Source organism: Allorhizobium paknamense, assembly GCF_030815125.1.
In the GTDB taxonomy this organism is placed as follows: domain Bacteria; phylum Pseudomonadota; class Alphaproteobacteria; order Rhizobiales; family Rhizobiaceae; genus Allorhizobium; species Allorhizobium paknamense.
In genome coordinates this window covers 1-23,251 of sequence record NZ_JAUSWH010000033.1, presented here as the reverse complement: position 1 = coordinate 23,251, position 23,251 = coordinate 1, and the positions used below count along the sequence as shown (strand labels likewise).

At 60.1% G+C, this 23,251-nt stretch carries 19 protein-coding genes; 9 read left to right on the top strand and 10 right to left on the bottom strand.

Annotated features, from left to right (window positions below):
• Positions 1 to 150: 150 nt before the first annotated feature.
• Positions 151 to 1,632, bottom strand: coding sequence for an aldehyde dehydrogenase (locus QO005_RS23840; RefSeq protein WP_307160508.1), 1,482 nt, complete (start codon positions 1,630 to 1,632; stop codon positions 151 to 153).
• Positions 1,633 to 1,851: 219 nt separating this feature from the next.
• Positions 1,852 to 3,303 carry an APC family permease gene (locus tag QO005_RS23835; protein ID WP_307160507.1) on the bottom strand — a complete coding sequence of 484 codons (1,452 nt, stop codon included), beginning with the start codon at positions 3,301 to 3,303 and terminating at the stop codon, positions 1,852 to 1,854.
• A 239-nt stretch (positions 3,304 to 3,542) separates the two neighbouring features.
• Between QO005_RS23835 and QO005_RS23830 the strand changes: the two genes are divergently transcribed.
• Genes QO005_RS23830 through QO005_RS23805 form a run of 6 tightly spaced genes read left to right on the top strand, consistent with a single transcriptional unit; the run spans position 3,543 to position 9,887 of the window.
• Complete coding sequence (locus QO005_RS23830) at positions 3,543 to 4,367, top strand: IclR family transcriptional regulator (RefSeq protein ID WP_307160506.1); 825 nt, start codon at positions 3,543 to 3,545, stop codon at positions 4,365 to 4,367.
• The gene (locus QO005_RS23825) at positions 4,319 to 5,587 is read left to right on the top strand and encodes a Tm-1-like ATP-binding domain-containing protein (RefSeq protein ID WP_307160505.1); all 1,269 of its coding nucleotides are present in this window, start codon (positions 4,319 to 4,321) and stop codon (positions 5,585 to 5,587) included. Before QO005_RS23830 ends, QO005_RS23825 begins: the two co-directional genes overlap by 49 nt.
• Positions 5,584 to 6,234 (top strand): HAD family hydrolase, encoded by a 651-nt coding sequence (locus QO005_RS23820; RefSeq protein ID WP_307160504.1) that lies wholly within the window; start codon positions 5,584 to 5,586, stop codon positions 6,232 to 6,234. The genes QO005_RS23825 and QO005_RS23820 overlap by 4 nt, the downstream gene beginning before the upstream one ends.
• Before the next feature lie 12 nt (positions 6,235 to 6,246).
• Entirely contained in the window at positions 6,247 to 7,605 is a 1,359-nt protein-coding gene (locus tag QO005_RS23815; protein WP_307160503.1) for an aspartate aminotransferase family protein, read from the top strand.
• Between the two features lie 3 nt (positions 7,606 to 7,608).
• On the top strand, positions 7,609 to 8,892 hold the full coding sequence (locus QO005_RS23810; protein WP_307160502.1) for an aspartate aminotransferase family protein: 1,284 nt from the start codon (positions 7,609 to 7,611) through the stop codon (positions 8,890 to 8,892).
• Positions 8,893 to 8,894: 2 nt separating this feature from the next.
• Positions 8,895 to 9,887, top strand: a complete 993-nt coding sequence (locus QO005_RS23805; protein ID WP_307160501.1) for a phosphotransferase enzyme family protein — start codon at positions 8,895 to 8,897, stop codon at positions 9,885 to 9,887.
• 8 nt (positions 9,888 to 9,895) lie between these two features.
• Here QO005_RS23805 and hpaR read toward each other — a convergent pair whose 3' ends face one another.
• The 7 genes from hpaR to QO005_RS23770 all read right to left on the bottom strand — a co-directional run bounded on the left by hpaR (position 9,896) and on the right by QO005_RS23770 (position 18,588).
• The gene (gene hpaR / locus QO005_RS23800; protein ID WP_307160500.1) at positions 9,896 to 10,375 is read right to left on the bottom strand and encodes a homoprotocatechuate degradation operon regulator HpaR; all 480 of its coding nucleotides are present in this window, start codon (positions 10,373 to 10,375) and stop codon (positions 9,896 to 9,898) included.
• Between the two features lie 255 nt (positions 10,376 to 10,630).
• Positions 10,631 to 12,130, bottom strand: a complete 1,500-nt coding sequence (locus QO005_RS23795) for an amidase (protein WP_307160499.1) — start codon at positions 12,128 to 12,130, stop codon at positions 10,631 to 10,633.
• Between the two features lie 11 nt (positions 12,131 to 12,141).
• The gene (locus tag QO005_RS23790) at positions 12,142 to 13,515 is read right to left on the bottom strand and encodes a M20 family metallopeptidase (protein ID WP_307160498.1); all 1,374 of its coding nucleotides are present in this window, start codon (positions 13,513 to 13,515) and stop codon (positions 12,142 to 12,144) included.
• Between the two features lie 18 nt (positions 13,516 to 13,533).
• A complete protein-coding gene (locus QO005_RS23785; protein ID WP_307160497.1) occupies positions 13,534 to 15,189 on the bottom strand; it encodes a dipeptide ABC transporter ATP-binding protein in 1,656 nt (551 codons plus the stop codon).
• A complete protein-coding gene (locus QO005_RS23780) occupies positions 15,189 to 16,088 on the bottom strand; it encodes an ABC transporter permease (RefSeq protein ID WP_307160496.1) in 900 nt (299 codons plus the stop codon). The genes QO005_RS23785 and QO005_RS23780 overlap by 1 nt, the downstream gene beginning before the upstream one ends.
• A gap of 1 nt (position 16,089) precedes the next feature.
• Positions 16,090 to 17,007 carry an ABC transporter permease gene (locus QO005_RS23775; RefSeq protein WP_307160495.1) on the bottom strand — a complete coding sequence of 306 codons (918 nt, stop codon included), beginning with the start codon at positions 17,005 to 17,007 and terminating at the stop codon, positions 16,090 to 16,092.
• 66 nt (positions 17,008 to 17,073) lie between these two features.
• A complete protein-coding gene (locus tag QO005_RS23770) occupies positions 17,074 to 18,588 on the bottom strand; it encodes an ABC transporter substrate-binding protein (protein WP_307160494.1) in 1,515 nt (504 codons plus the stop codon).
• Positions 18,589 to 18,751: 163 nt separating this feature from the next.
• On the opposite strand from QO005_RS23770, the gene QO005_RS23765 reads away from it, so the two are divergent.
• Positions 18,752 to 19,396 (top strand): GntR family transcriptional regulator, encoded by a 645-nt coding sequence (locus tag QO005_RS23765; protein WP_307160493.1) that lies wholly within the window; start codon positions 18,752 to 18,754, stop codon positions 19,394 to 19,396.
• Between the two features lie 82 nt (positions 19,397 to 19,478).
• Here QO005_RS23765 and QO005_RS23760 read toward each other — a convergent pair whose 3' ends face one another.
• Entirely contained in the window at positions 19,479 to 20,111 is a 633-nt protein-coding gene (locus QO005_RS23760) for a TetR/AcrR family transcriptional regulator (RefSeq protein WP_307160492.1), read from the bottom strand.
• A 212-nt stretch (positions 20,112 to 20,323) separates the two neighbouring features.
• On the opposite strand from QO005_RS23760, the gene QO005_RS23755 reads away from it, so the two are divergent.
• Together QO005_RS23755 and QO005_RS23750 are read left to right on the top strand one after the other, a co-directional pair.
• Entirely contained in the window at positions 20,324 to 21,583 is a 1,260-nt protein-coding gene (locus QO005_RS23755; protein ID WP_307160491.1) for an HlyD family secretion protein, read from the top strand.
• Positions 21,580 to 23,163 carry a DHA2 family efflux MFS transporter permease subunit gene (locus QO005_RS23750; RefSeq protein ID WP_307160490.1) on the top strand — a complete coding sequence of 528 codons (1,584 nt, stop codon included), beginning with the start codon at positions 21,580 to 21,582 and terminating at the stop codon, positions 23,161 to 23,163. The genes QO005_RS23755 and QO005_RS23750 overlap by 4 nt, the downstream gene beginning before the upstream one ends.
• The last annotated feature ends 88 nt before the right edge of the window (positions 23,164 to 23,251 follow it).

The window sequence follows — 23,251 nt, the reverse complement described above, 5'->3', positions numbered from 1 at the left end:
CTGTCATGCGAAAGCTCATCGTCCTCGCAAACGCACTGCTGAAAAAAAACAGGAAATGGGTCCCGAAGATCACTTGATCATAACGGATACTTTAACTGTTTTCACCTATTTCCAAATGGAAATCCGGTTTCCACTTTTCCTGGAAATGCTCTAGGCGAGATCGATCCAGGCCGATTTCAGGTCCAGATATTTGTCGAAAGCATGCAGCGACTTGTCGTGACCATTGCCGGACTGCTTCACGCCGCCCAAGGGAACTGTGATATCCGCACCGCCATAGGTGTTGACGTGAACGACCCCAGCCCGAACGGCACGGATCATTCTGTGGGCGCGTGACAGGTTGCTGGTCCATACGGCAGATGCAAGGCCATAATCGGTGCCGTTTGCGATGTGCACGGCTTCCTGTTCGGTTTCGAAGGGAATGATGGTCAGCACGGGACCGAAGACTTCCTCTCGCGCAATCGCCATGTGTGTCTCGGCATCAAGCACCGTCGGCTGCATATAAAAGCCGCCGGTTTCCTCGAGAATGCGGCTGCCGCCGCCCATCAGTCGTGCGCCTTCCGCCAGGGCATTTTCGACATGCGCGAGATTTCTGGCAAGTTGTACCTCGCTCGTCACGGCGCCGGCTTCGGTTTGAAGATCAAGCGGATCGCCCACGCGCACCCGGGCAGCCAGTTCGACGATGCGCGCACTGAATTCTGCATGGATGGATTTTTCCACCAGCAGCCGCGACCCCGCAACGCAGACCTGTCCGGAATTGCGGAAAATGCCATTGGCCGAGACCTTGGCCGCCTTCTCGAGGTCTGGCGCATCGGCAAAGACGATGTTGGGCGATTTTCCGCCCAGTTCGAGATAGACACGCTTCAGGTTGGAGCGGGCCGAATATTCCAGAAGCTTGCGTCCGACCGGACCGGAACCGGTAAACGCCAGCACATCGACATCCATGCTCATGCCCAGCGCCTCACCGGCCACAGCGCCGCGTCCGGTGACCACGTTCAGCACGCCATCCGGCAGTCCGGCCCGGCTTGCAAGTTCCGCCAGTTTCAGCAGCGTCAACGAAGCGCCCTCGGCGGGCTTCAGCACGACGGAATTCCCGGCCGCAAGGGCCGGGGCGATCTTCCAGGCGGCGATCATCAGGGGGAAATTCCACGGGACGATGGCGGCGACCACGCCAACCGGTTCGTGATGGATCAGGCCAAGTATACCCGGCGCCGTGGGGGCGATCTCGCCATAAAGCTTGTCGATGGCCTCGGCATAATAGCGGAAGGTCTGGGCGCAGGAGCCGGGCTCGGCCTTGAGCGCCATGGAAATTTCCGTGCCGTTGTCGCGCACGCCGAGCACGGCCAGTTCAAGGGCGTGGCTTTCGATGAGGTCAGCCAGTTTCAACAGCACTTTCTTGCGTTGGGCAGGGGCGGCCTTTGACCAGCTTCCCTTTTCAAAAACGCGACGTGCCGAGGTTACCGCCAGTTCGACATCCTCACGACCGGCATCGGCGATTGTGGTGATGATTTTGCCGTCTATCGGCGAAATGACCTCCATCGCGCCACCCGCCGCAGCGTTACGCCAGTCGCCGTCGATGAAAAGAGAGCGCGGCGTGACTGTTTCGTTCCGGAGACGATTGATCTCTTCCTGCATGATCGGGTCCTCAAGAGAAAATGAAATAGACTCCCGACACCGGACGTCCGGTGTCGGGGCATGATGGAAAACAAGAAGGAGCGGAATGCGCCATTACAGCGCCGTGCGTTTTATCAAACGCACAAAGGACGCTGTAAAACTTTAAAGCTGCTGCATAATTTTCACCTTAAATCCACTCCGATTTAAGGAATTATGCAGTAGCGCACCCCGCTCCGGCGATCAGCCATCCTGACCTGCGCCCAGCCGTGCATAGGCCCGGGGGTCCGTTGCCTTGAGCCGCAGGGAAAGAAGCAAACCGATGACGCCTGCGATCAGTACCAGAGCTGGCAGGAAGACAGCCAAGGCTCCTTCCGCACCTGCAAGTCCCCCGAAATTCACCGCGATGAAATAGACCAGAACACTTAAGATCACACCGGCAATGACCGGAAAAATCTTGGTGGAAAAGGGGTTGGTTTCAAGGCCGGGGTTGCGCTGGAAGAAAGCGAGAATGGAGAAGGCCGTCATGGCCATGAGAACGATGATGGCAAGGGTGGCGACGTTGGTCAGCCAGGAAAACAGTGCCAGAACCGGGTCCAGACCCGCATAGGCAAAGAAGGCAACGACCAGCGTGGCGATTGCCGTCTGCACCAGAGATCCAACATGCGGGCTCTGGAAAATGTCATGCGTTACCCCGACAGAGGCGGGCAGCAGTTTCTCACGGCCTGCAACGTAGATGTAGCGCGCAACGCCATTGTGAAAAGCGAGAACACCGGCAAACAGGCTTGTCACGAACAGCACCTGCATGACCGGGCCGATCCATGTCCCGACATAGCGTTCAGCCAGCGTGAACAGGAAGGTCGTCGGGTCGGCGAGGCCCTTTAACATGTCGACGAGCTTTTCCGAGCCTTCGCCCATCACCATCAGCCAGCTCGTCAGCATGTAGAACAGGCCGATGATAAGCGCCGAAATATAGGTGGCGCGGGGAACCGTACGATGTGGTTCGCGTGCCTCTTCACTATAGATGGTCGTGGCTTCGAAACCGATGAAGGCGGCAAAGCAGAAGAGAATGCCGATCGATGCCGATCCTGAGAAAAAAGCGGATGGCGTGAAGGAGATCGCGCTGAGGCCGCTATCGCCGCCTTTTATCAGAATGGCGACATCGATGACCAGAACCACGGCGTATTCGAGCAGAACGAGAATGGTCAGAAGCTTGGCGGAGAAATCGACGCGGCGATAGCCGAGCACGCCAACGGTTGCTATGCCCGCAAAGGTGCAGACCCACCAGGGAAGCGTGACGCCGGCATTGGCAAGAAGGCTGGAGGTTGCCGCCCCGAACATGCCGAAAACGCCGATCTGCATGGCATTATAGGCGAGGATGGCAATGAGGGCGGCCGCACCGCCCAGCGCACCCCCGAGGCCCTGCGCCGTATAGGCATAAAAAGCACCCGCATTGCGGATGTGCCGCGCCATGGCGACATAACCCACCGCAAAGATCAGCAGGATGACGGTCACCAGCAGGAATGTGCCGGGAATTCCGGCTCCGTTCCCCAGCAGCATGGCGAGCGGCACGCCACCTGCCACCGCAGTCAGCGGTGCGGCAGCCGAAACCACCAGAAAGGTTACGGCAGCCGTGCCAAGAGTGTTGGTTTTAAGCCGATTTGCACCGGCGGTCTCAGATTGGATGGCGTCCATGTGTCGAGTTCCCCTCTTCCATCGCCCGTTTATTGTTCGAAAATCCCAGTCATCCGCTCCGCATTCTGTTGCTTTTCTGGAGCGGCCGCTTATTGGTTCATTATGTGAACCGCAGCTTCAAATATAGACTTGCAAATTGAATTGGCGCCTGTCAAGATAATTCGCATGTTAAGTATATGCCGCTGCGAACCGGATTTTTCACCCCGGCGCTCAAAGGGCGCGGATCGCGGAGGTAAACAATGAGCACGATTGCAAAGGCGATGCATCTTCTGAACACATTGGCCGATATGCGCATGGAGCCGGGCCTGACCGATATCGCCATTGCGTCCGGCATGGACAAGGCGACCACAAGACGCATGCTGGTCGAGCTTTCCAGGTTCGGTTTCGTGGAGCAGGACGCGACAACGCGGCGCTATCGCCTGGGGTCCGCACCGGTGCGGCTCTCGCGTATCCGCGAGCAGCGGTATCCTTTCGCCAGTGTGGTTGCCCCTTTTGCCCGTGCTCTGGTGGAGGCCACGGGAGAGACGGTTCACGTTTCCGAACCGGCGGGTGAGAAGCTGGCGACGGTGCATGTGGAAATGAGCGACTATACCCATCGGGTTATGATCGATGCGGGTCAATTGCTGCCGTTTCACGCCACTGCGTCGGGCCTCGCCTTTCTGTCCACACTGGCGCCGGACGAGCTGGAAACGATGCTTTCTGCGCCGTTGGCTGCCTTCACACAGACAACACTGGTTTCTGTCGACATGCTGCGCGAGCGCCTGAACGAGGGGCGAAAACGCGGTTATTGCACGAGCGAAGGCGACTATGAACAGGGCGTGATGAGCGCCGCTGCGGCGATTGTCGATGGTCGGGGCATGGCGCGCGGCACCATTGCGGTTGCCGGCCCTGCCATGCGCGTCGATCGCGCCAAACTGGAAGAATTCGGGGCGCATGCCGCCGAGACCGCCCGCCAGATTGAGCGGGCGCTATGGGGAACCCAGAAGACCGGGCAGGACCGGCACGGGAGAACGGAATGGACTACAACGGAAAGGTCGAAGATCCGAACGACATCGCGATCCTGATCGTCGGAACGGGTGATACGAAAAGCGCCGAGCTTGTCTTCATTGCGGAGACGGTGCGGCAGGCGGGCGGCAGGCCGATCATGATGGATGTGAGTGTCCTGAAAGATCCGCCTTATGTGCCGGAATATTCACGGTTCGATATTGCCGAATCCGCCGGTGTTTCGATGGATGACATCATTCATTCGGGGGATGAGAACACCTCCATGGCGCTCATGGCGAAGGGTGCTATGGCCCTTGCCGAAAGGCTGTATTTGCAAGGCGATATCCATGGCGCGGTGCTTCTGGGCGGTTCCATGGGTACCGATCTTGCGCTAGATGTGGCCGCCGTCCTGCCGCTCGGCGTGCCGAAACTGTTGATTTCCACCATTGCCCATTCGCATCTTCTGCCGCCGGAGCGGATTTCTCCGGACCTGATGACAATCCTTTGGTCGGGCGGGCTTTACGGCCTCAACGAGATCTGCCGCTGCATTCTCTCCCAAGCGGCTGGCGCCATTGTTGGCGCTGCCCGGCACGGATGCCGGCCACGCAAGGAAAAGCCGCTTGTCGGCATGACCTCGCTTGGCAGCAGCTGCCTCAGCTACATGAAGATCCTCAAACCGGCTCTTGAACAGCGCGGTTATGACGTTGCGGTATTTCATTCAACCGGCATGGGTGGCCGGGCCTTTGAAGCCATTGCCGCGCAGCGCGGCTTTGCGGCCGTGCTCGATTTCTGCATCCAGGAAGTCTCGAACCACCACCATGGCACGGTGGTCACCTCGGGGGCGGATCGACTGGAAAATGCCGGGCTGGCCGGCATTCCGCAAATCGTCGCTCCCGGCGCCGTCGATATGATCGATCTTCCGGCGTGGCAGGCCATACCTGAGCATTTCGCCGGGCGGCCCTACCATGCCCATAACCGGCTGCTCGGCTCCGTTACGTCGACGGTGGAGCAACGCCGGGAGCTGGCGCGTGTCATCGCGGGCAAGCTTGCGAAGGGAACGGGGCCACGGGCTTTTCTGCTGCCGCTGAGCGGCGTGCAGGAATGGGACCGAGAAGGGGAGCCGCTTCATGATCCCGACGGGCACAGCGCCTTCGTCGAGGAGATCGCGGTCAGCCTGCCGGACGACATTCATCTGGAGCGGGTGGAGTCACACATCAATGCGCCGGAATTTTCCGCACGCGCCCTTGCCCTTTTCGATAGCTGGGTCGCAAAGGGCGTCATTCCGAAAGGTCAGCCATGAACAAAGATCGTGCCCTCATTCTGGATTTCGGTGGCGTGGTCACCCGGACTCTCTTCGAAACGCATGAAGAGACTGAAACGGCCCTTGGCCTTCCGCGAGGAACGCTGACCTGGCGTGGCCCCTTCGATCCTGCCAGCGATCCGCTATGGGTATCGATGCAGCGACGGGAGATCACCGAACGGGATTACTGGATGGAACGCACCCGCGAGGTCGGTCGTCTGGTCGGTGAGGACTGGAAGGATATGAAAACCTTTGTCCAGCGCGCCAGGGGGGCCGATGCCGAGCTGGTGCTGCGCCCGCAGGCGCGCGAGGCGATCCTTGCGGTCAAGCAGGCGGGCTTGCGGCTGGCGATCCTGTCGAATGAACTGGACCTGTTCTATGGCGTCGAGTTCCGCAGCCGGTTTCCGCTGATGGAACTGTTCGATGTCGTCGTCGATGCCACCTATACCGGCATCCTGAAGCCCGATCCGCGTGCCTATGAACGGGTGCTGGCCGAACTTTGCCTGCCGCGCGAGGCCTGCGTTTTCGTGGACGACCAGAAGAAGAATATCGAAGGCGCTGTGGCCGTCGGCCTTCCCCACGTTCATTTCGACGTCACGCAACCCGCAGACGGTTATGCGCGCGCGCTTTCCATGCTCGGTCTTTGAAAGGATATCTCCATGCGCGATTCAAATTTCCTGCTGGAAAACAATGCCCGCCACCTCTGGCACCCGATGGCGCATCCGGCAGAGATGCGCAAGAACCCGCCGCGCATCGTCGCTGCCGCCGATGGCGTGGAGATTGTCGACGTCCACGGTCAACGCCTGCTGGACGGCGTCGGCGGCTTGTGGAACGTCAATCTCGGCTATTCCTGCGATCCGGTGAAACAGGCGATCCGCGACCAGCTCGAGGATCTTCCCTATTATTCAGCCTTTCGTGGAACCACCACGTCACCCTTGATCGAGCTTTCCTATGAGCTTGCCGAATGGTTCAGGGAGGATGGGCTTGTGCGATCCTTCTTCACTTCAGGCGGATCAGACTCGGTCGAGACCGCGCTGCGGCTTGCCCGACAGTATCACAAGCTGAACGGTCAGCCGGAGCGCACCAAGTTCATCGCCTTGAAGAAAGGTTATCACGGCACGCATTTCGGCGGCGCCTCCGTCAACGGCAATTCCAATTTCCGCCGGGCTTATGAGCCGCTTTTGCCGGGCGTCCTTCATTTACCGGCGCCCTTCACCTATCGCAATCCGTTCAACACTGCGGATGGCGCCGAGATCGCGCAGGCAATCGCCCGGCAGTTCGAGGAGGAGATCGCCTTCCAGGGGGCCGATACCATTGCCGCCTTGATCATGGAGCCGGTGTTGGGCGCGGGCGGCGTCATCGTGCCGCACGAGACCTTCATGCCGCTGATGCGGGCGATCTGCGACAGGCACGGTATTCTGCTGATCGCCGATGAAGTCATTACCGCATTCGGACGCACTGGCGCCTGGACGGGCTCACGCCTGTGGGGCGTGAAACCTGACCTGATCTGCACGGCCAAGGCGATCACCAATGGTTATTTCCCCTTCGGCGCCGTCATGATCGCGCAGAAGGTGGCCGATGTCTTCGAGGGCAATGACAGCAGTCTCGGTTCCATTGGCCACGGTTACACCTATTCCGGCCATCCGGTCGGAGCCGCCGCCGCCCTTGCCACGTTGAAGGAAACCAAACGCCTGAATGTGGCCGCCAATGCCGCTGAGCGCGGTGAGGAGCTGCTGGCGGGTCTCGTCCGCCTCCAGGAAAAGCACGCACTGGTGGGCGATGCCCGCGGCAAGGGCCTGATGTGCGCCCTGGAACTTGTCAGCGACCGGAGCAGCAAGACATCCGCCTCCAAGCAGGTGGTGCAGAAGGTCTATGACACGGCCTATGAGGCGGGTGTCATGGTGCGCACGTCCGGCGCCAATATCATTCTTTCACCACCGCTCGTCATCACCGCCGAACATGTTAACCGCATTCTGTCTGCGCTGGATGCAGGTCTTTCGGCTGCCGCAGGAGTTTAAACCATGTCAAACAATGCAGCTCTGCTTGCCCGCCGTGAACGGCTTCTCGGCAAGAATGTCTCCACCTTCTATAATGATCCGGTGCACCTGGTGAAGGGTGAGGGGGTCTGGGTCTGGGATGCGGACGGCCGCCGCTATCTCGACTGCTACAACAATGTGCCGCATGTCGGACACTGCCATCCGCGCGTGGTCGAGGCAATTGCCCGCCAGGCTGCGACGCTCAACACCCATACGCGCTATTTGCATGAGGGCATTCTGGATTACGTGGAGCGCCTGACAGCGACCTTCGATGACAGTCTGGATACGGCAATCCTCACCTGCACCGGTTCCGAGGCCAACGATGTGGCATTGCGCATGGCGCAGGCCGTGACGGGGAAAACCGGGGTCATCGCCACCAATTTCACCTATCACGGCAATACCGCCGCGGTGTCGCAACTGTCGATCCGCATGCCGCCGGTCGGTGGCTATGGCGGTCATGTGCGCCACGTTCCCGCGCCTGATGGCTATCGTCCTCTGGGGGGCGAGGGGGGAGAGGCGTTTACCCGCGCCTGGACCGAGGCGCTGAACGAGGCCATCGAAGACCTGAAAAAATCGCCTTTCGGCTTCTCTGCATTGATCGTGTGCCCCTATTTCGCCAATGAGGGTTTTCCGCAATTGCCGCCGGGTTTCCTCGTGTCGGCTGCCGAAGCGGTGCGCAAGGCGGGCGGTCTTCTGATCTGCGACGAGGTGCAGCCGGGCTTCGGGCGGACAGGAAGCCATTTCTGGGGTCATCAATATGCGGGTATCACGCCGGATATCGTCACCATGGGCAAGCCGATGGGCAATGGCCATCCGATTGGCGGTGTCGTTGCCAGCACGGATACGCTGAACGCCTTCCGCAAAGCCTTCCGCTATTTCAACACCTTCGGTGGCAATCCGGTTTCCTGTGCGGCGGCAAGCGCGGTGCTCGACGTGCTGGAAGACGAAAAGCTGATGGAAAATGCCCGTGTGGTGGGTGAATATGCCCGCGCCGGACTTTCGAAGCTTGGCGAGAAACATGATCTCATCGGCAATGTGCGCGGTTCCGGTCTTTTCTTTGGAGCGGAACTGGTTTTGGATCGCACCACCAAGGAACCGGCCAGCGATATCGCGACCCGCGTGATCAACGCCATGCGTGAACGTGGCGTGCTGATGGGCAAGCTGGGCGTGAAGCAGAATGCGACGAAGATCAGGCCTCCCATGCCCTTTTCCAAGGACAATGCAGACTTGATGTTATCCGTTCTCGATGACGTTCTCGCCGGTCTTTAACCATGATGGACAACACTGATTTCCTGCGTCTGTTACAGGGCAGGGCCGCCGATGCGCTTGCCCATTGGGGGCTGGAGGGGACCGAGACACGGCTGATCAAATACAGGGAGAACGCGGTTTTCCGCGTTCGCCTTGCCGATGGCGCCAGCGCCGCACTCAGGCTGCACCGTCCCGGATATCACACCCGCGATACCATCCTTTCCGAACTCCGGCTGGTGGCGCATCTGGTGGGGGAGGGCACGCGCGCGCCTGCGCCGCTGCCCACCCGTTCCGGTGCGCTCCTGGCAGAGTGCGGTTCGCAGCGCGCACCCGAATATGCAAGCCTTGTCGGCTGGATGGATGGTGTGCCGCTGGGCGAAAGCGGACGCCTGCTGGACCATGCGCCCGCACAGGCGGAGGCGCTGTTTTATCATCTTGGCGAAAGCCTGGCGCGGCTTCATGACAGCGCCGACCGGTTCGTGGCCGACACGAACTTTACCCGCCCTTCCTGGGACCGGGACGGCCTTCTGGGTGAGGCCCCGTTGTGGGGACGCTTCTGGGATTGTCACTGCGTGTCGGACGAAATTCGCCCCGCGCTGAACAGGCTGCGCGAAACACTGCTGTCGCGCCTGGCAAATGCCAGGACGGACGGGCTCGATTACGGGCTGATCCATGCCGATGGCGTGCGTGAGAATGTCATGGTGGACGGTGACCGGATCGGCCTGATCGATTTCGACGATTGCGGCTACGGCTATCGGCTTTTCGATCTGGCGACGGTGCTGTTGAGAAACCGCATCGAACCCAATTACGCGGCGCTGGAAGCTGCGCTGATTGCCGGCTATCGCTCCTGCCGCCACTTGCCGGGGGAGGCCGAGACATTGTTGCCGCTCTTTATCGTGCTGCGCAGCCTCACCTATATCGGCTGGGCGGCTGCCCGCCCGGAGATGGCGCACAAGGCGCAAAAATATGCCGAGGATGCGCTGGAACTGGCAGGACGGTTGGGTGAGCTGCCTTGAAGGACACCCTATCCGGCGTCCATGGTGTCTGCCAGTTCGCCGAGCAGGTCGAGGAGAAGATCAATCTTCTCGATCCCGAACTTGCTTTCCAGCGCCTCATAGATCAGCCTGCTTTCGGGCGTGACTTCGTTGATGATCCGCAATCCCGCCGGCGCGATCCGCAACAGCACGCGCCTGCCATCCGCTTCGTCCTTTTCCTTTTCGATCAGGCCGCGTTCTTCTAGGGCCTTGATGATACGGGTGAGGGAGGGCGCGAGAATGAAGGCGCGGTCGGCCACTTCCGAGGCGTCGAGCAGGCCTCGTTCGCCAAGAATGCGAATCACGCGCCATTGCTGTTCGGTGAGGTCGTGAGCGGCCAGCATCGGGCGAAAATGGGTCATCACGGCTTCGCGCGCGCGCAGCAGGGCAATCGGCAAGGAGCGGCGGGTATTGCGGGGCAGAAGCGCATCCTGCGCCAGCTTTGGAGGGGAAGAGTCGGGTTGGGTCATGCCTTGTTTATGATCATAAACCCGGAGATTTGCCAATCCTGCGGCGGCAATCCTTTACAGCGCCGTGCGTTTTATCAAACGCACAAAGGACGCTGTAACACTTTAAATCTACTGCATAATTCCTTAAATCGATTCCGATTTAAGGAATTATGCAGTAGAGGCTGCTTCGATAAAAGCGTGAAGGTCCTTTCTGGCGGCTTGACAAGCAGGACACTGAAAATCTCCGCCCGGCCACCCGATGCCTCCGGCCTGAGATTACCAGTCGGGAATGAAGCCTGGGGTTTGGCAGATCGGGGGCTTGACGGCCAGTTTATCGAGATCGACACGGGGAACGCCGAATATTCTGTCGGCTGCGAGCAGGGCTTCGATCGCCGCGGCCATGCGAAGTGTTGCGAGATCATCATGGCGTTTGCCGATGATCTGCAGGCCGAAAGGCATGCCAAGATCATCGCGCCCGACAGGAATGGTGATCGAGGGATGGCCGGCCAGGGTGGACGCATAGGCCATTGCCAGCCAGTGATAATAGGTTTTTGTCGGATTGCCGTCGATTTCGCTCGGGTAGAGTTCGTGCCAGTCACGCGGGCTGATGGTCACCGCCGGGCAGAGGATGAAATCCCAGTGGTCATAAAAGCCCTGCCAGCGGCGGTAATAGGCGGTCTGGGCCGTCAGCGCGTCATAGACATCCTGCATGCCGTAGGTGAACGCCTCCTCGACATTGGCGCGGACATTGGGTCCAACCTTGGCGGCATCCTGTTCGAGATATCGGCCATGACCGACGAAGGCGATTGCGCGCAGAACCGAAAAAATCCGGTCTGCATCGTGGCTGTCCGGATGCGCCTCCTCGCAGGGACCGAGGTGCGGTGCGATCCGCGCGATGACCTTGCGGAATGCCTCGCGCACGCCGCTTTCCGTCGGGGCAAAACCGAAATCCTCGGTGAAGGCCACCCGCTGTTTTGTGAGATCAAGCGGCGTCACCGACGCGAAGGACGCCGGATCCCAGGCCAGTTTACCGTCGGCAATCGTCGTGAGTGGATCGAGACGGTCAGGCTGCGCCAGAACGGAGAGCATCAGGCCGGCATCGGCAACGGTTCGTGCCATCGGCCCGCTGGTCGAAAGGTGAAAAAGCCCGATGGCGCGTGTATCGCCCGGCACGACGCCTGGCGATGGCCGATAGCCGACGACACCGCAGAAGGAGGCCGGGTTGCGCAGGCTGCCGCCCGTGTCCGAACCGGTGGCAAGTGGCGCCATGCGTGCCGCCAGGAGGGCGGCAGAACCGCCGGAAGACCCGGCGGCGCTTTTTGTCGGATCATGCGGATTGCCGGTCGCGCCATAGACCTTGTTGATGGTGTTGCCACCGGCGCTCCAGTCGGGATTGTTGGTCTTGCCGAGCGGTATGGCGCCCGCCTCTCGCATCGCGGCAACAATGGCGTCGTCCCTGGTGGCGATGTTGTCGCGAAAGATTTCCGAGCCGAAGGTGGTGGGCAGGCCCTTCACATCGATCATGTCCTTCACGCCGAAGGGCAGTCCGTGCAGCGGCCCCAACGGCTCCTGTTGCATGACCTTTTTTTCAGCCTCGGCAGCGGCCTTGCGCACGCTCTCGACATCCCACGCCACGACCGCGTTGATCGCCGGATTGAGCGCCTCGACGCGGGCGATGCACGCATCGGCCAGTTCCACCGGCGACAATTGCCTGGTGGCGATGAGCCGAACCGCCTCACAAGCGGACAGATCGGCGGGATGTGTCGGGCCAGCCATTGCAGCGTCTCCTATTTCAACCGGACTGCGTTTTCGGCGATGTCGAGAACGAGCGCCGTCATCACCCGCATTCCCTCTTCCGCGATCGGAAGCAGCGCATGTTCATTCGGGCCGTGCTGTCCGCATTCGGCATGGGAATGCGGAACCCAGACCGTCGGTAGATTGAGAATGTCCGTGAACACTTCATTGGGCAGGGAGCCCGCAAGGTTTGGCAGCACATGCGGCTCCTTGCCGCTGGAGGCCCGGATCGAGTTGGCGACGAACTTGACCCAGGGATGATCCGGCGGGAAACGGGTGGCGAGAAACGGTTCGCCCCTGGCAGGCTTTACCTGGACCTGAGGAAACCCATGGGCATCCAGATGGCGGCGAAGGGCAGGCAGGATGTCATGGACATCGGTGCCGACGACGAAACGCAACTGGCATATGGCCTTGGCGGACCCGGCAATGGCATTCTGCGGCGCCTGGATATTGCCCGAGGAGATGGCCAGAACGGCAACGGAGTTCCAGCCGAAGACGCGCTCGGATGGCGTCAAATCGGCCTCACCCCAATCGGGGTCATGGCGGCGCGGCGGCAGATCCTTGAGGGCTGCGCGAATATCCGGCGTCAGGCTGGTCGGGCGCCATTCGGGGATCTGGATCTGGCCGCGGCTGTCGACAATCGAGGCAATCGCATGGGAGAGGATAATCACCGGATCGGCCAGCAATCCGCCGAAATTGCCGGAATGGTGGTCACTCTCGCGCAGATGCACAAGCAGCTCAAAGGCATAGCCGCCGCGTGAGCCCATGAACATGGTGGGTGTATCGGCGGCAAGGCGTGGGCCGTCGGAGGCGATCAGCACATCCGCCGCCAGCTCCTGCCTGTGCAGGCTGCAGAAATCACTGAGGCCGTAAGAACCGGTCTCTTCCGCCATTTCGATCAGGATCTTGGCGTTGAAGCCGAGCCTGCCGCGTGACCTGATGACGGTTTCAAGCGCCTTGATATTGATGAGATGCTGGATCTTGTTATCGGCGGTTCCGCGACCATAGAGCTTCTCGCCCTCGACCGTCAGCACGAAGGGGTGAAGCCCCTCGCGCCAGCGATGCGCCTCGCCGTTGCAGACATCGCCATGTCCGTAGACCAGAACGGTCGGCAGGCTCTCGTCCTCAATGCGCGTGGCGATCAGCAACGGAGCGCCGCCGGGCTTCGGGTTATCATGAATGCCGATGGAAAAGCCGATCGCCTCCAGCATCGGCTTCATCTCGTCGTTCAGATAGGCGCGGAGGTCTTCCGGCTTGCCCTCCGATTGGCTGATCGAGGGATGAGCGACAAGCCGCGCAAGATCCGCAGCCAGCAAACCCTCGGAAACATAGGCCGAAGCCTTATCGATTACATTCTGGCGATCCATACGCGCTTACCTGTCGTGTTATGCAATTTCACTTGTGGAGAGGGAAGCCATATCCGGCACTTCCCAACCCTTGCCCGGCATGGCAGCCAGCAGATGACGTGTATAGGCATGCCGGGGATTGCCAAAGACCGCATCGACACTGCCATATTCCACGGCCTCGCCTTTTTGCATGACAAGGATGTGATCCGACACTTCGGCGGCCACCCGCAGATCGTGGGTAATGAAGATCATTGTCAGCCCCACCGCCTGCTTGATGTCATTGAGCAGTTTCAGAACGTCCTTTTGCACGGAGACATCGAGCGCCGAGACCGCTTCGTCTGCGATCAGGATTTTCGGTTCGACCATCAGGGCGCGGGCAATCGATATGCGCTGGCGCTGCCCCCCGGAGAATTGCGATGGATAACGATCCAATGCATCCTCATCGAGCCGCACGATCTTCAACAGGTCCCGCGCCTTTTTCAGGGCGTCAGCTTTCGGCACGCCGAAATTGAGCGGCCCCTCGATCAGAAGATCGCCGATGCGGCGTCGCGGGTTCAGCGAACCGTAAGGGTCCTGAAACACGATCTGTATATGCTTGCGAAAGCTGCGACGGCCTGCGGCGTTATGGGTCTCAAGGCGATCATTGCCGATCCAGACACTGCCTTCGTCCGGTTCGACCAATCCCATCAGACACCGCACCAGGGTCGACTTGCCGGAACCGGATTCGCCGACGATGCCAAGTGTCTGCCCCTCGCGCACGGTGAAGTCCATGGAGCGCACGGCATGCACCATGCGCGCCGGTTTGAACAGGGTGCGCGGCGTGCGAAAGGTTTTCTCAAGGCCCGCGACCCTGAGGCCGATCGGCTTGTCATCGACAGGCAGGCCCTTTGCCACATGACGGCGCGGCACCGCATCAATGAGCGTGCGCGTATAGGGGTGGCGCGGATGGTTGAGCACCTCATTCACCGTGCCCTCTTCGACCACCACGCCCTTCTGCATCACCAGCACCCGGTCTGCGATATCGGCAACCACGTCGAAGTCATGGGTCACGAACAGGATGCCCGCCTGACGCGTCTCCTTCAGTTCCTTGAACATCGACAGGATCTGCGCCTGGGTGGTGACATCGAGCGCCGTCGTCGGCTCATCGGCAATCAACAGGCGCGGCCCCATCGCCAGCGCCATGGCGATGACGATACGCTGGCGCTGCCCACCCGAAAGCTGGTGCGGGAAGGCGTGATAGATCCGTTCCGGTTCCGGCAGACGAACCTCGGCCAGCAGGGAAATCGTCTTCTGCCGCTGCTCGGCGCGGCTCAATCGCGTATGGGCGCGGTAGATTTCCTCGATCTGCTCGCCCACCGTATAACACGGGTTGAGCGCGCTCATCGGTTCCTGAAACACCATGCCCATCCTGGTGCCGCGCAATGCCGCATGCTCCTTCTTGGGAAGGGAGAGGAGGTCGCGGCCCTCGAACCAGATTTCACCGCCGGAAGCCTTCAGTGCCTTTGGCAGAAGTCCCATGGTGGCAAAGGAGGTCATCGATTTGCCGGACCCGGACTCACCGACAATGCAGAGGATCTCCCGCTCGTGGATATCGAGGGAGAGATCGCGCACGGCATGCGGCCTGTCGCCGCCCTTGGGCAGGTCGATGGTCAGGTTGCGGATCGACAAGACGGATTTCGAATCCTGGGCCGTCATCAGTTTCTGCCCTCCGGCGCGGTAATGTCGCGAATGCCATCGCCCATCAGGTTGATCGCCAGCAGCAGCACGAAAAGCGCCACGCCCGGAATGGTGATCAACCAGCTCTCGAACAGCAGCATTTCCTTGCCTTCCGAAATCATCAGGCCCCAGGACGGCGTGGGAGGCTGTACGCCGAGCCCCAGGAAGGAGAGTGCCGCTTCGAGGATGATCGCATGCGCCATTTCGAGCGTGATGATGACGATAAGCGCGTTCATGACATTGGGAAAAACATCCGTCCACAGAATGCGCGGTAGTCTGGCCCCCAGCACTTCGGCGGCGGCGATATAGTCCATCTGGCGCACCTGCATGGTCGCGGTGCGCATCACCACCGCGAACCGGTCCCACAGAAGCGAGCCGAGCACCAGCACCACAACGGTGAGCGATCCGCCGAAGAGCGCGACCACGGCAAGTGCCACCAAGGTGGCCGGCAGAGCCAGCCTCACCGAAACGATGAACATCACCACCGCATCGACCTTGCCGCCGAAATAGCCGCCGAGCACGCCGAGCACGGTGCCGATGACCGCCGAAATCAGGGCGGCGACGATGCCGATCATCAGCGAAACGCGGGCGCCGTAAAGCATCCGTGCCAGGTAATCGCGCCCCAGCGCATCCGTGCCCAGAATATGCTTCCAGTCACCGCCCATGAAGACCGGCCTTGCCATGCGGGCCAGCAAATCCTGCTTATAGGGATCATGCGGGGCAAGCCAGGGAGCGAGCAGTGCCACCACCGCTACCAGCGTCACGATGGTGAAACCGGCCATGAAGCCTTTATGGCTGAGAGCCCTGCCCAGCAGTCGCCTGGAAGGCGATGCGGACGGTCTGCTGCCCACTGCGGCTGGCATGGAAACGTCGCTCATCTCAGCCCCTCCTCAGACGCGGATCAAGCCAGGCATTGAGAATGTCGGCCAGCAAGGTGAACCCGATGTAGAACATGGAAAAAATCAGAATGAGGGCCTGCATGGTCGGCAGATCGTTGCGCGAAATCGATTCCCAGGCTAGAAAGCCCGCGCCGTGCAGGGCGAAGATGGTTTCGACCACCACCGAACCGCCGAACATGAAGCCGAGCTGGACCGCCGCAAGGCTGACGACGGGAATGATGGCATTGCGCAAGGCGTGCTTGAAGAGAATGACACGGGCATTCAACCCCTTGGCCCGGGCAGTGCGGATATAATCCGCCGACAGAACATCCAGCATGCCCGCTCGCGTCAGACGCATGATGGCTGGCGTCGCATAATAGCCGAGCACGATCATCGGCAATATATACCCGGTCCAGTCGCGCGTACCGGAGGCAGGCAGCAGGCCGAGATTGACGGAAAACACGACGATCAGGATCAGGCCGAACCAGAAACTCGGAATGGCCTGTCCGACCACGGCAATGGTGAGTGCAAGCCGGTCGATCCAGCTATTGGGAAACGCCGCCGCCAGGACACCCATCGGGATCGCCAGAAGCAGCGCGAAGCCCATGCCAAGCCCGCCGATCTTCATGGTGACCGGCAGGCGCTCTGCAATCATGCCCGAGACCGGCGCCTTGAAATAATAACTGGTGCCGAAATCGCCGGAGAGGGCGCGCGCCAGCCATTCGACATATTGCGCAAGCAGCGGCCGGTCGAAACCGTATTGATGCCGCACTGCCGCGATCACCTCTGCGGTTGCGTTCTCGCCCGCCATGGATACGGCGGGGTCGCCTGCCAGATGCAGCAGGCTGAAACTGATGAAGGAAACCGTCAATGCAACCAGCAGGGCAAGGCCCAGCTTCATACCTATGAACTTCAACATCTCGACCTCGATCGACCAGCTGACGCGAAATGCCCGGAAAATGCCCTATGCCACCGGCGGTGCGATTTATTTCCAGCGAATATCGTAGAAGCGGATCAGTTCATCCGGCGTCGGCGCAAAATCCACATCGCTCGCCATCACATAATTGGCTGCATAGGACCAGAGCGGCACCCAATAGGCTTTGTCGGCAATGGCTTTCAGCGCATTGCTGTAGGCCACCTTGCGCTCGGCGGGATCGGTGAGGCTGTCGCCTTTTTCCAGAAGTGCCGCAACCTCGGGATCGCGGGCATCGTCCTCGCTCCCCATGCGGAAGAAGGCGCTGGTGACGGCAGACACATCCGAGACCGAGTTCGAGCCCCAGGTCATGAAGGCCATCGGGGTGCCTTCCTTGATGCGCTTCTCGCGCAGCGCCGAATACTGCATGAAGTTCAGCTTGGCCGTAATGCCGACCTCGGCCAGCATGCCGATCATCGCCTCGGCCAGGGGCCGGTCACGATAGGCATAGAGTTCCATCTCGAAGCCCTTCGGATAGCCGGCTTCAGCTAACAGCGCCTTGGCCTTCGCGGGATCGTAAGGGTAGGTGGTGACCGCCTGCTCACATCCAAACTGGACCGGCGAGCAGGCGCTGTCGATGACCGACGAACTGCCCTTCAGCAGCGCGCCAACGATGCCGGGCCGGTTGATCGCGTAGTTGACCGCCTGACGGACCTTCGGATTGGTCATCGGGTTGTTCGCACCCGTGCGGCCCGCCGCATCCAGGCTGATATAGCCGATGCGCATCGTCGGCGCATTGACCACCTGGAACTTGTTCATCTTCGCCATCTTGTCAGCCTGATCCGAGGCCACGCCCCAGACAAGGTCCAGATCGCCGTTGAACAATTCCGCCATCTGCGTATTGAGGTCCGGCACGGTGCGAATATCGACGGTGCCGATAGAAGCCTTGGGCTTGGCCGCTGCGAAATAATCGAGGTTCCGTTTCAGCACGTAATGTTTGCCCGGCTCGACGCTTTCCACCATGTAAGGGCCGGTGCCGATGGGCTTGGTGGCCACGCCCTGCTGGCCAACCTTTGTGAAGTATTCGTTCGGCTCAATGACGATCGGCCCGGCCAGATATTCCAGCGCCGCCGGGAAGGGGCCTTTGGTGTGAATACGAACCTTGAAGGGGCCGACCTTTTCGGCGGACTTGATCCAGCCGGTCGTGCTCTGGGACTTGTTGCCGTTGGACGGATCGATCACGTAGTTGAGCGTGAAGACCACGTCATCGGCATCGAAGGGCTCGCCATTGTGGAATTTCACGCCCTGCCGGAGATTGAGCTCCAGCGTGGTCGCGTCGATCCAGGTCCAGTCGGTGGCAAGATTGCCGACATACTGCCCGGTCCTGGGATCGCGATAAAGCAGCCCATCCCACACCGCCATCCCGATGAGATTCCCCTCCCGGGCCGTGTTGTAATAGGGGTCGATATGCTCCAGCTCCTTCGGGAAGGCGATGTTGAGAACATCGTCGGCTTTTCCCGCAAGCGCAGGCGAAGACATGACGGAGACGGGCAGCAGGAAAGCCGCAAAGGCTGTCGTTAACTTCATGATTTCCCCTGAGATTATTTATTAGGCAAAATTTATTATGCTCATCCTATCATCACGAAATCGATTTTGTACACAATTTTTTCCGTTTGAATGCAGATAGCATGAAGGCTAGATATGGCGACGGAGGCCGGTGCGGTCGCGCCTTGGCCGCGAGAGGGAATGCATGTCATCAACCAAGCCAGCAACGGCAGATCTGATTTACGAACGGCTTGAAGAAATGCTTGCGGAAGGGCGTTTCACCAATGGCGAGCGGCTGGATGAGGTTCGTCTGGCTGCTGAGTTCGGCGTGTCGCGCACACCGCTGCGGGAGGCGCTTCGCCTCCTGGCCACCACGGGATTGGCTGAATTCATCCCCAATCGCGGAACATTCATCCGGCAGCCGGATTTCACGCGTCTCGTCGAAATGTTCGATGTCATGGCAGAGCTTGAAGCCTGGTGCGCCCGTCTTGCTGCACAACGGATTACGTCGGCCGAATTGTTGCTGCTTCGAGATGCCGCGCTACGGTGCGAGCGGGCCCTTTCCGCCAAGGATTTTCGTGAGTATTACGACGAAAATGCCAAATTTCACGCCATCATCTATAGCGCTGCCGGAAATGGCTTTCTGGCGGAAGAAACCCGCAACATGCAACGCCGGCTTCGCCCTTTCCGGCAGGCGCAGCTTTTTGCGCCGGAACGGCTCGAACGCTCGATGGACGAACATCGGCAGATCCTGAATGCCCTTGAAACACGCAATGCCGAGGCGGCGGAAATGCTGGCGCGGGCGCATATCCGCATCCAGAGCGTGACCTACAGGGAAGTGCGGCGATAGCCCTGCCCGGCAGGCGGTCCGCCCGAAGCCAAATATCGACAAGCCTTTATCAGAATAAGGCCAGTCTGCCGATTGCAGATGGTCAGGTACCGTCTGGTTCCTGACGGTAGCCGCATCCGGACAGGAAGAAGGTGGCGGCTTCCCGCGCGTGGTCTTCCATCGTTTCTTTCACGCGCGTCAGGTCTGCATGGTACAGCGAAGAAAGCAGCACTGGCAGCAGGACCAGGTCGATGAAGTGCCGAGCCGTCGCTTCGAGATTACCGGGCGCAAAGGCGGGCAGAGATCTGATCTCTTCGGCTTCCGCCAGTTCTGCGACAAGCTTCATGACGGTCTCCGTCCCATGGGCGCGTATGGTGTGGTGAATGGTTGTCGCCAGTTCCGGATGGCGGGTCGCTTCTCCCAGCACGCTGCGGATAAGCCCTATGCTTTCATCAGTGATGGCACGCTGTAAAATCAGGATGGCGGCAGACTGGAAACGTTCCTCAATCGTGCCTGTTGTCGAAGACACGGTCATTTCATCTGACTGCTGCGCCCACCGCAAAACCACCTCCCGGAACAGGATCTCCTTGCTGGTGAAACGGTTATAGATGCTCGGCTTGCCGGCCCGGGCAACGTCCGCAATTTCGTCGATGCTGGCGCCCTCATATCCGCGCGCGATGAAAACCCTGAGCGCCGCCTGCAGGATCCGCTCCTCGACTTCTCCGGCCTTTTCCAAGGGCGGACGGCCACGCCGGGGGGCAGCCTGTTTCAGCTTTGTGATCCTGGGTCTGGTCGTTTCTCTCGCCAAGGCGTGTCTCACCGATTTTTGACTGATCTCACTCAGGGGCTCTTCTTGAGGCTCTTGACTATCATCCCGTTCGGGTCTACGTCAATTATTAAATGAAACGTTTCGTTTCTTTTATTGTGTCGCGACAAAGGAGGTTTGCCATGGGCGCGCCGCAGGATGAGACCTTTGGAAAGTTGATCGTATTGGAGCCGAAGACCGGTGGTGCGGCAGTCCATGCCGAGCAGGATGGTGCTGTGGCCCGGCAGGAGCAGGTGGAAGCCCCCCTGACAGGCGACCAGCCGCATGGCGGTCATGACGGTGAGGATAAGGCGCATCAGTCCGAGGCGGATGAGGCCACGGCTACGCCATCCCGCCGCCCGAAGATGCTGCTGATCGGCGGTGGTGCGCTGGCCGTGGCCATGGTTGCCGGTTACATCTATTGGGAAAACGGCGCCCATTATGAGGACACGGACGATGCCTTTATCGCCGCCCGGCAATATGCCGTGACCTCAAGGGTCGCCGGTTTCATCTCATCGGTTGCGGTCACCGATAACCAGCATGTGGCCGCAGGTGACGTGATCGCCCGGATCGATGACCGCGACTACAAGACCTCCCTGGAACAGGCTGAGGCGCAGGTTGCCGCCGCACAGGCCAATCTCCAGAATACCGAGGCGCAGAAGCTGGTGCAGCAGGCGAATGTCGAACAGGCCAAGGCCCAGGTGGAGCAGGCCAAGGCCAATCTGGTCTTTGCCCAGCAGCAGGATAGCCGTTATCAGACGATGATGAAGAGCGGCTCCGGCACCATTCAGGAGGCGCAGCAATATGCATCGCAACTGCGCCAGCAGGAGGCGGCACTCAACACGGATGAGGCGTCGCTGGCCGCCGCACAGCGCCAGCTCGATGCCTATGGCCCGCAGATCGCCAGCGCCGAGGCCACTGTTAAGCAGGATCAGGCCGAACTCGATCAAGCCAGGCTCAATCTGTCCTACACGACCATCGTTGCGGCACAGCCTGGTCGTGTCGTGCAGCTTTCCGCCGGTGACGGACAATATGTCCAGACAGGCTCCAACCTTGCCATGTTCGTGCCGGACAAGCTGTGGGTGACGGCCAATTTCAAGGAAACGCAGCTCGATCATATGCGCCCGGGACAGCCGGTCTCCCTGACCATTGATGCTTATGGCGGACGTACGATTTACGGCCATGTCGCCAGTGTGCAGCCGGGATCGGGAACGGCGTTCTCCCTGCTTCCGGCCGAAAACGCCACTGGCAACTATGTCAAGATCGTCCAGCGTGTCCCGGTGAAAATCGAGCTTGATAATGTGCCGAGTGACATCGCGCTTGGTCCGGGCATGTCGGTGGTGCCCACCGTACGGACCGATGCGACCCCCTCCGTCTGGGAAAGCCTGAGAGATTTGCTATGAGCCCGCGCACCGCTGCCAAATCCTCGCCCAACCCCTGGATCATCGCGGTTGTCGTGGCACTTGCCAGCTTTATGGAAGTGCTCGATACGACGATTGCCAATGTTGCCCTGAACTACATTTCCGGCGGTCTTGGTGTCAGCCAGGATGAAGCCTCCTGGGTGGTGACCACCTATCTCGTCTCCAATGCGGTGATTGTCACGGCGACGAGCTATCTGGTGCGCATTCTAGGGCGCAAGACCTTTTTCCTTGCCTGCCTGGCACTGTTTACGATCAGCTCGATCATGTGCGGCTTTGCCCCCAATCTGCAATTTCTGTTGCTCGCCCGTATCATGCAAGGCATTGGCGGCGGCGGCATGGTGCCGGTCGCGCAGTCCATTCTGGCCGACAGTTTTCCACCGGAAAAACGTGGGCAGGGCTTTGCCCTGTTCGGGGTAGCGGTCGTTGTAGCTCCTGTTGTCGGGCCAACCCTGGGCGGTTTCCTCTCCGATAACTTTTCCTGGCATTGGTGCTTCCTGATCAACGGCCCAGTCGGCGCTTTGACGCTTGCAGCCGTTGCCATTCTTATCAAGGAGCCCGAGGGCAGTGCCGAAGAACGCGCCCGGGTGCGCAAGGAAAAGATAGGCTTCGACTGGATCGGCTTCGGCCTTGTGGCGACCTTTCTGGGCGCGCTGGAACTGACGCTGGACCGTGGTCTTGAAGATGACTGGTTCGGATCAGGCTTCATCATCATGGCGGCCTCTATCAGCGCCCTGGCCTTTGTTCTGATGATCCCGTGGGAATTGAAGCATAAAAACCCGGCTATCGACCTTCGGATGGTGGCTGGCCGGCAATTCGGAACCTGCTTTCTGGTGATGATGGCGACGGGGGCGCTGCTGCTGGCGACAACCCAGTATCTGCCGCAACTGGTTCAGGAAAATCTCGGCTACACAGCGACCTGGGCTGGCATGATGCTATCTCCCGGCGGCGTGGTCACCCTGGTCATGATGTTCGTGGTCGGCATTCTGTCGTCGAAAGTGCAGCCCAAATATCTGATTGCGATTGGCGCGGGTTTTGTCGCCTTCTCGATGTATCGCGTAACAAATGTCTATAGTGGAACCGGCTTCTGGTATCTTGCCGAAGCCCGCATGTTGCAGGGAATCGGCCTGCCCTTCATCTTCCTGCCGATCACCTCTGCCTCCTATGACGGCATCCCCTCCAGCAAGACCGATCAGGCATCGGCCCTGCTGAACGCGGCACGCAATACGGGCGGGTCAATCGGTGTGTCGCTGATCTCAAACACCATCACCCATCGAGAGCAGTTTCATCAAAGCCGATTGGTGGAGCATATCATTCCGTCCAATGGCGCCTATCAGGAGACGCTGAACCAGATGACGAACTATTTCATGGGGCAAGGCAGTTCGCAGGTCATGGCTCAAAAGCAGGCTCTGTCCTGGATCAACGAGCAAATTCAGAGCCAGGCCTCGCTTCTGTCTTATGTCGATGCCTTCTGGGTGCTGACGCTGATCTCCCTGGCCGCAATCCCCCTGGCCCTGACCCTCCGCAATGTAACGCTCGGGAAGAAGGCCACGATGGCGCACTAGGGTCAAAACTCAATCAGGATGGGTGTTCTGTTGAACGGGATGGGATTGAATGGCCGCGAACAAGCGCAAGGCAAGGCCCTGAGGCCTT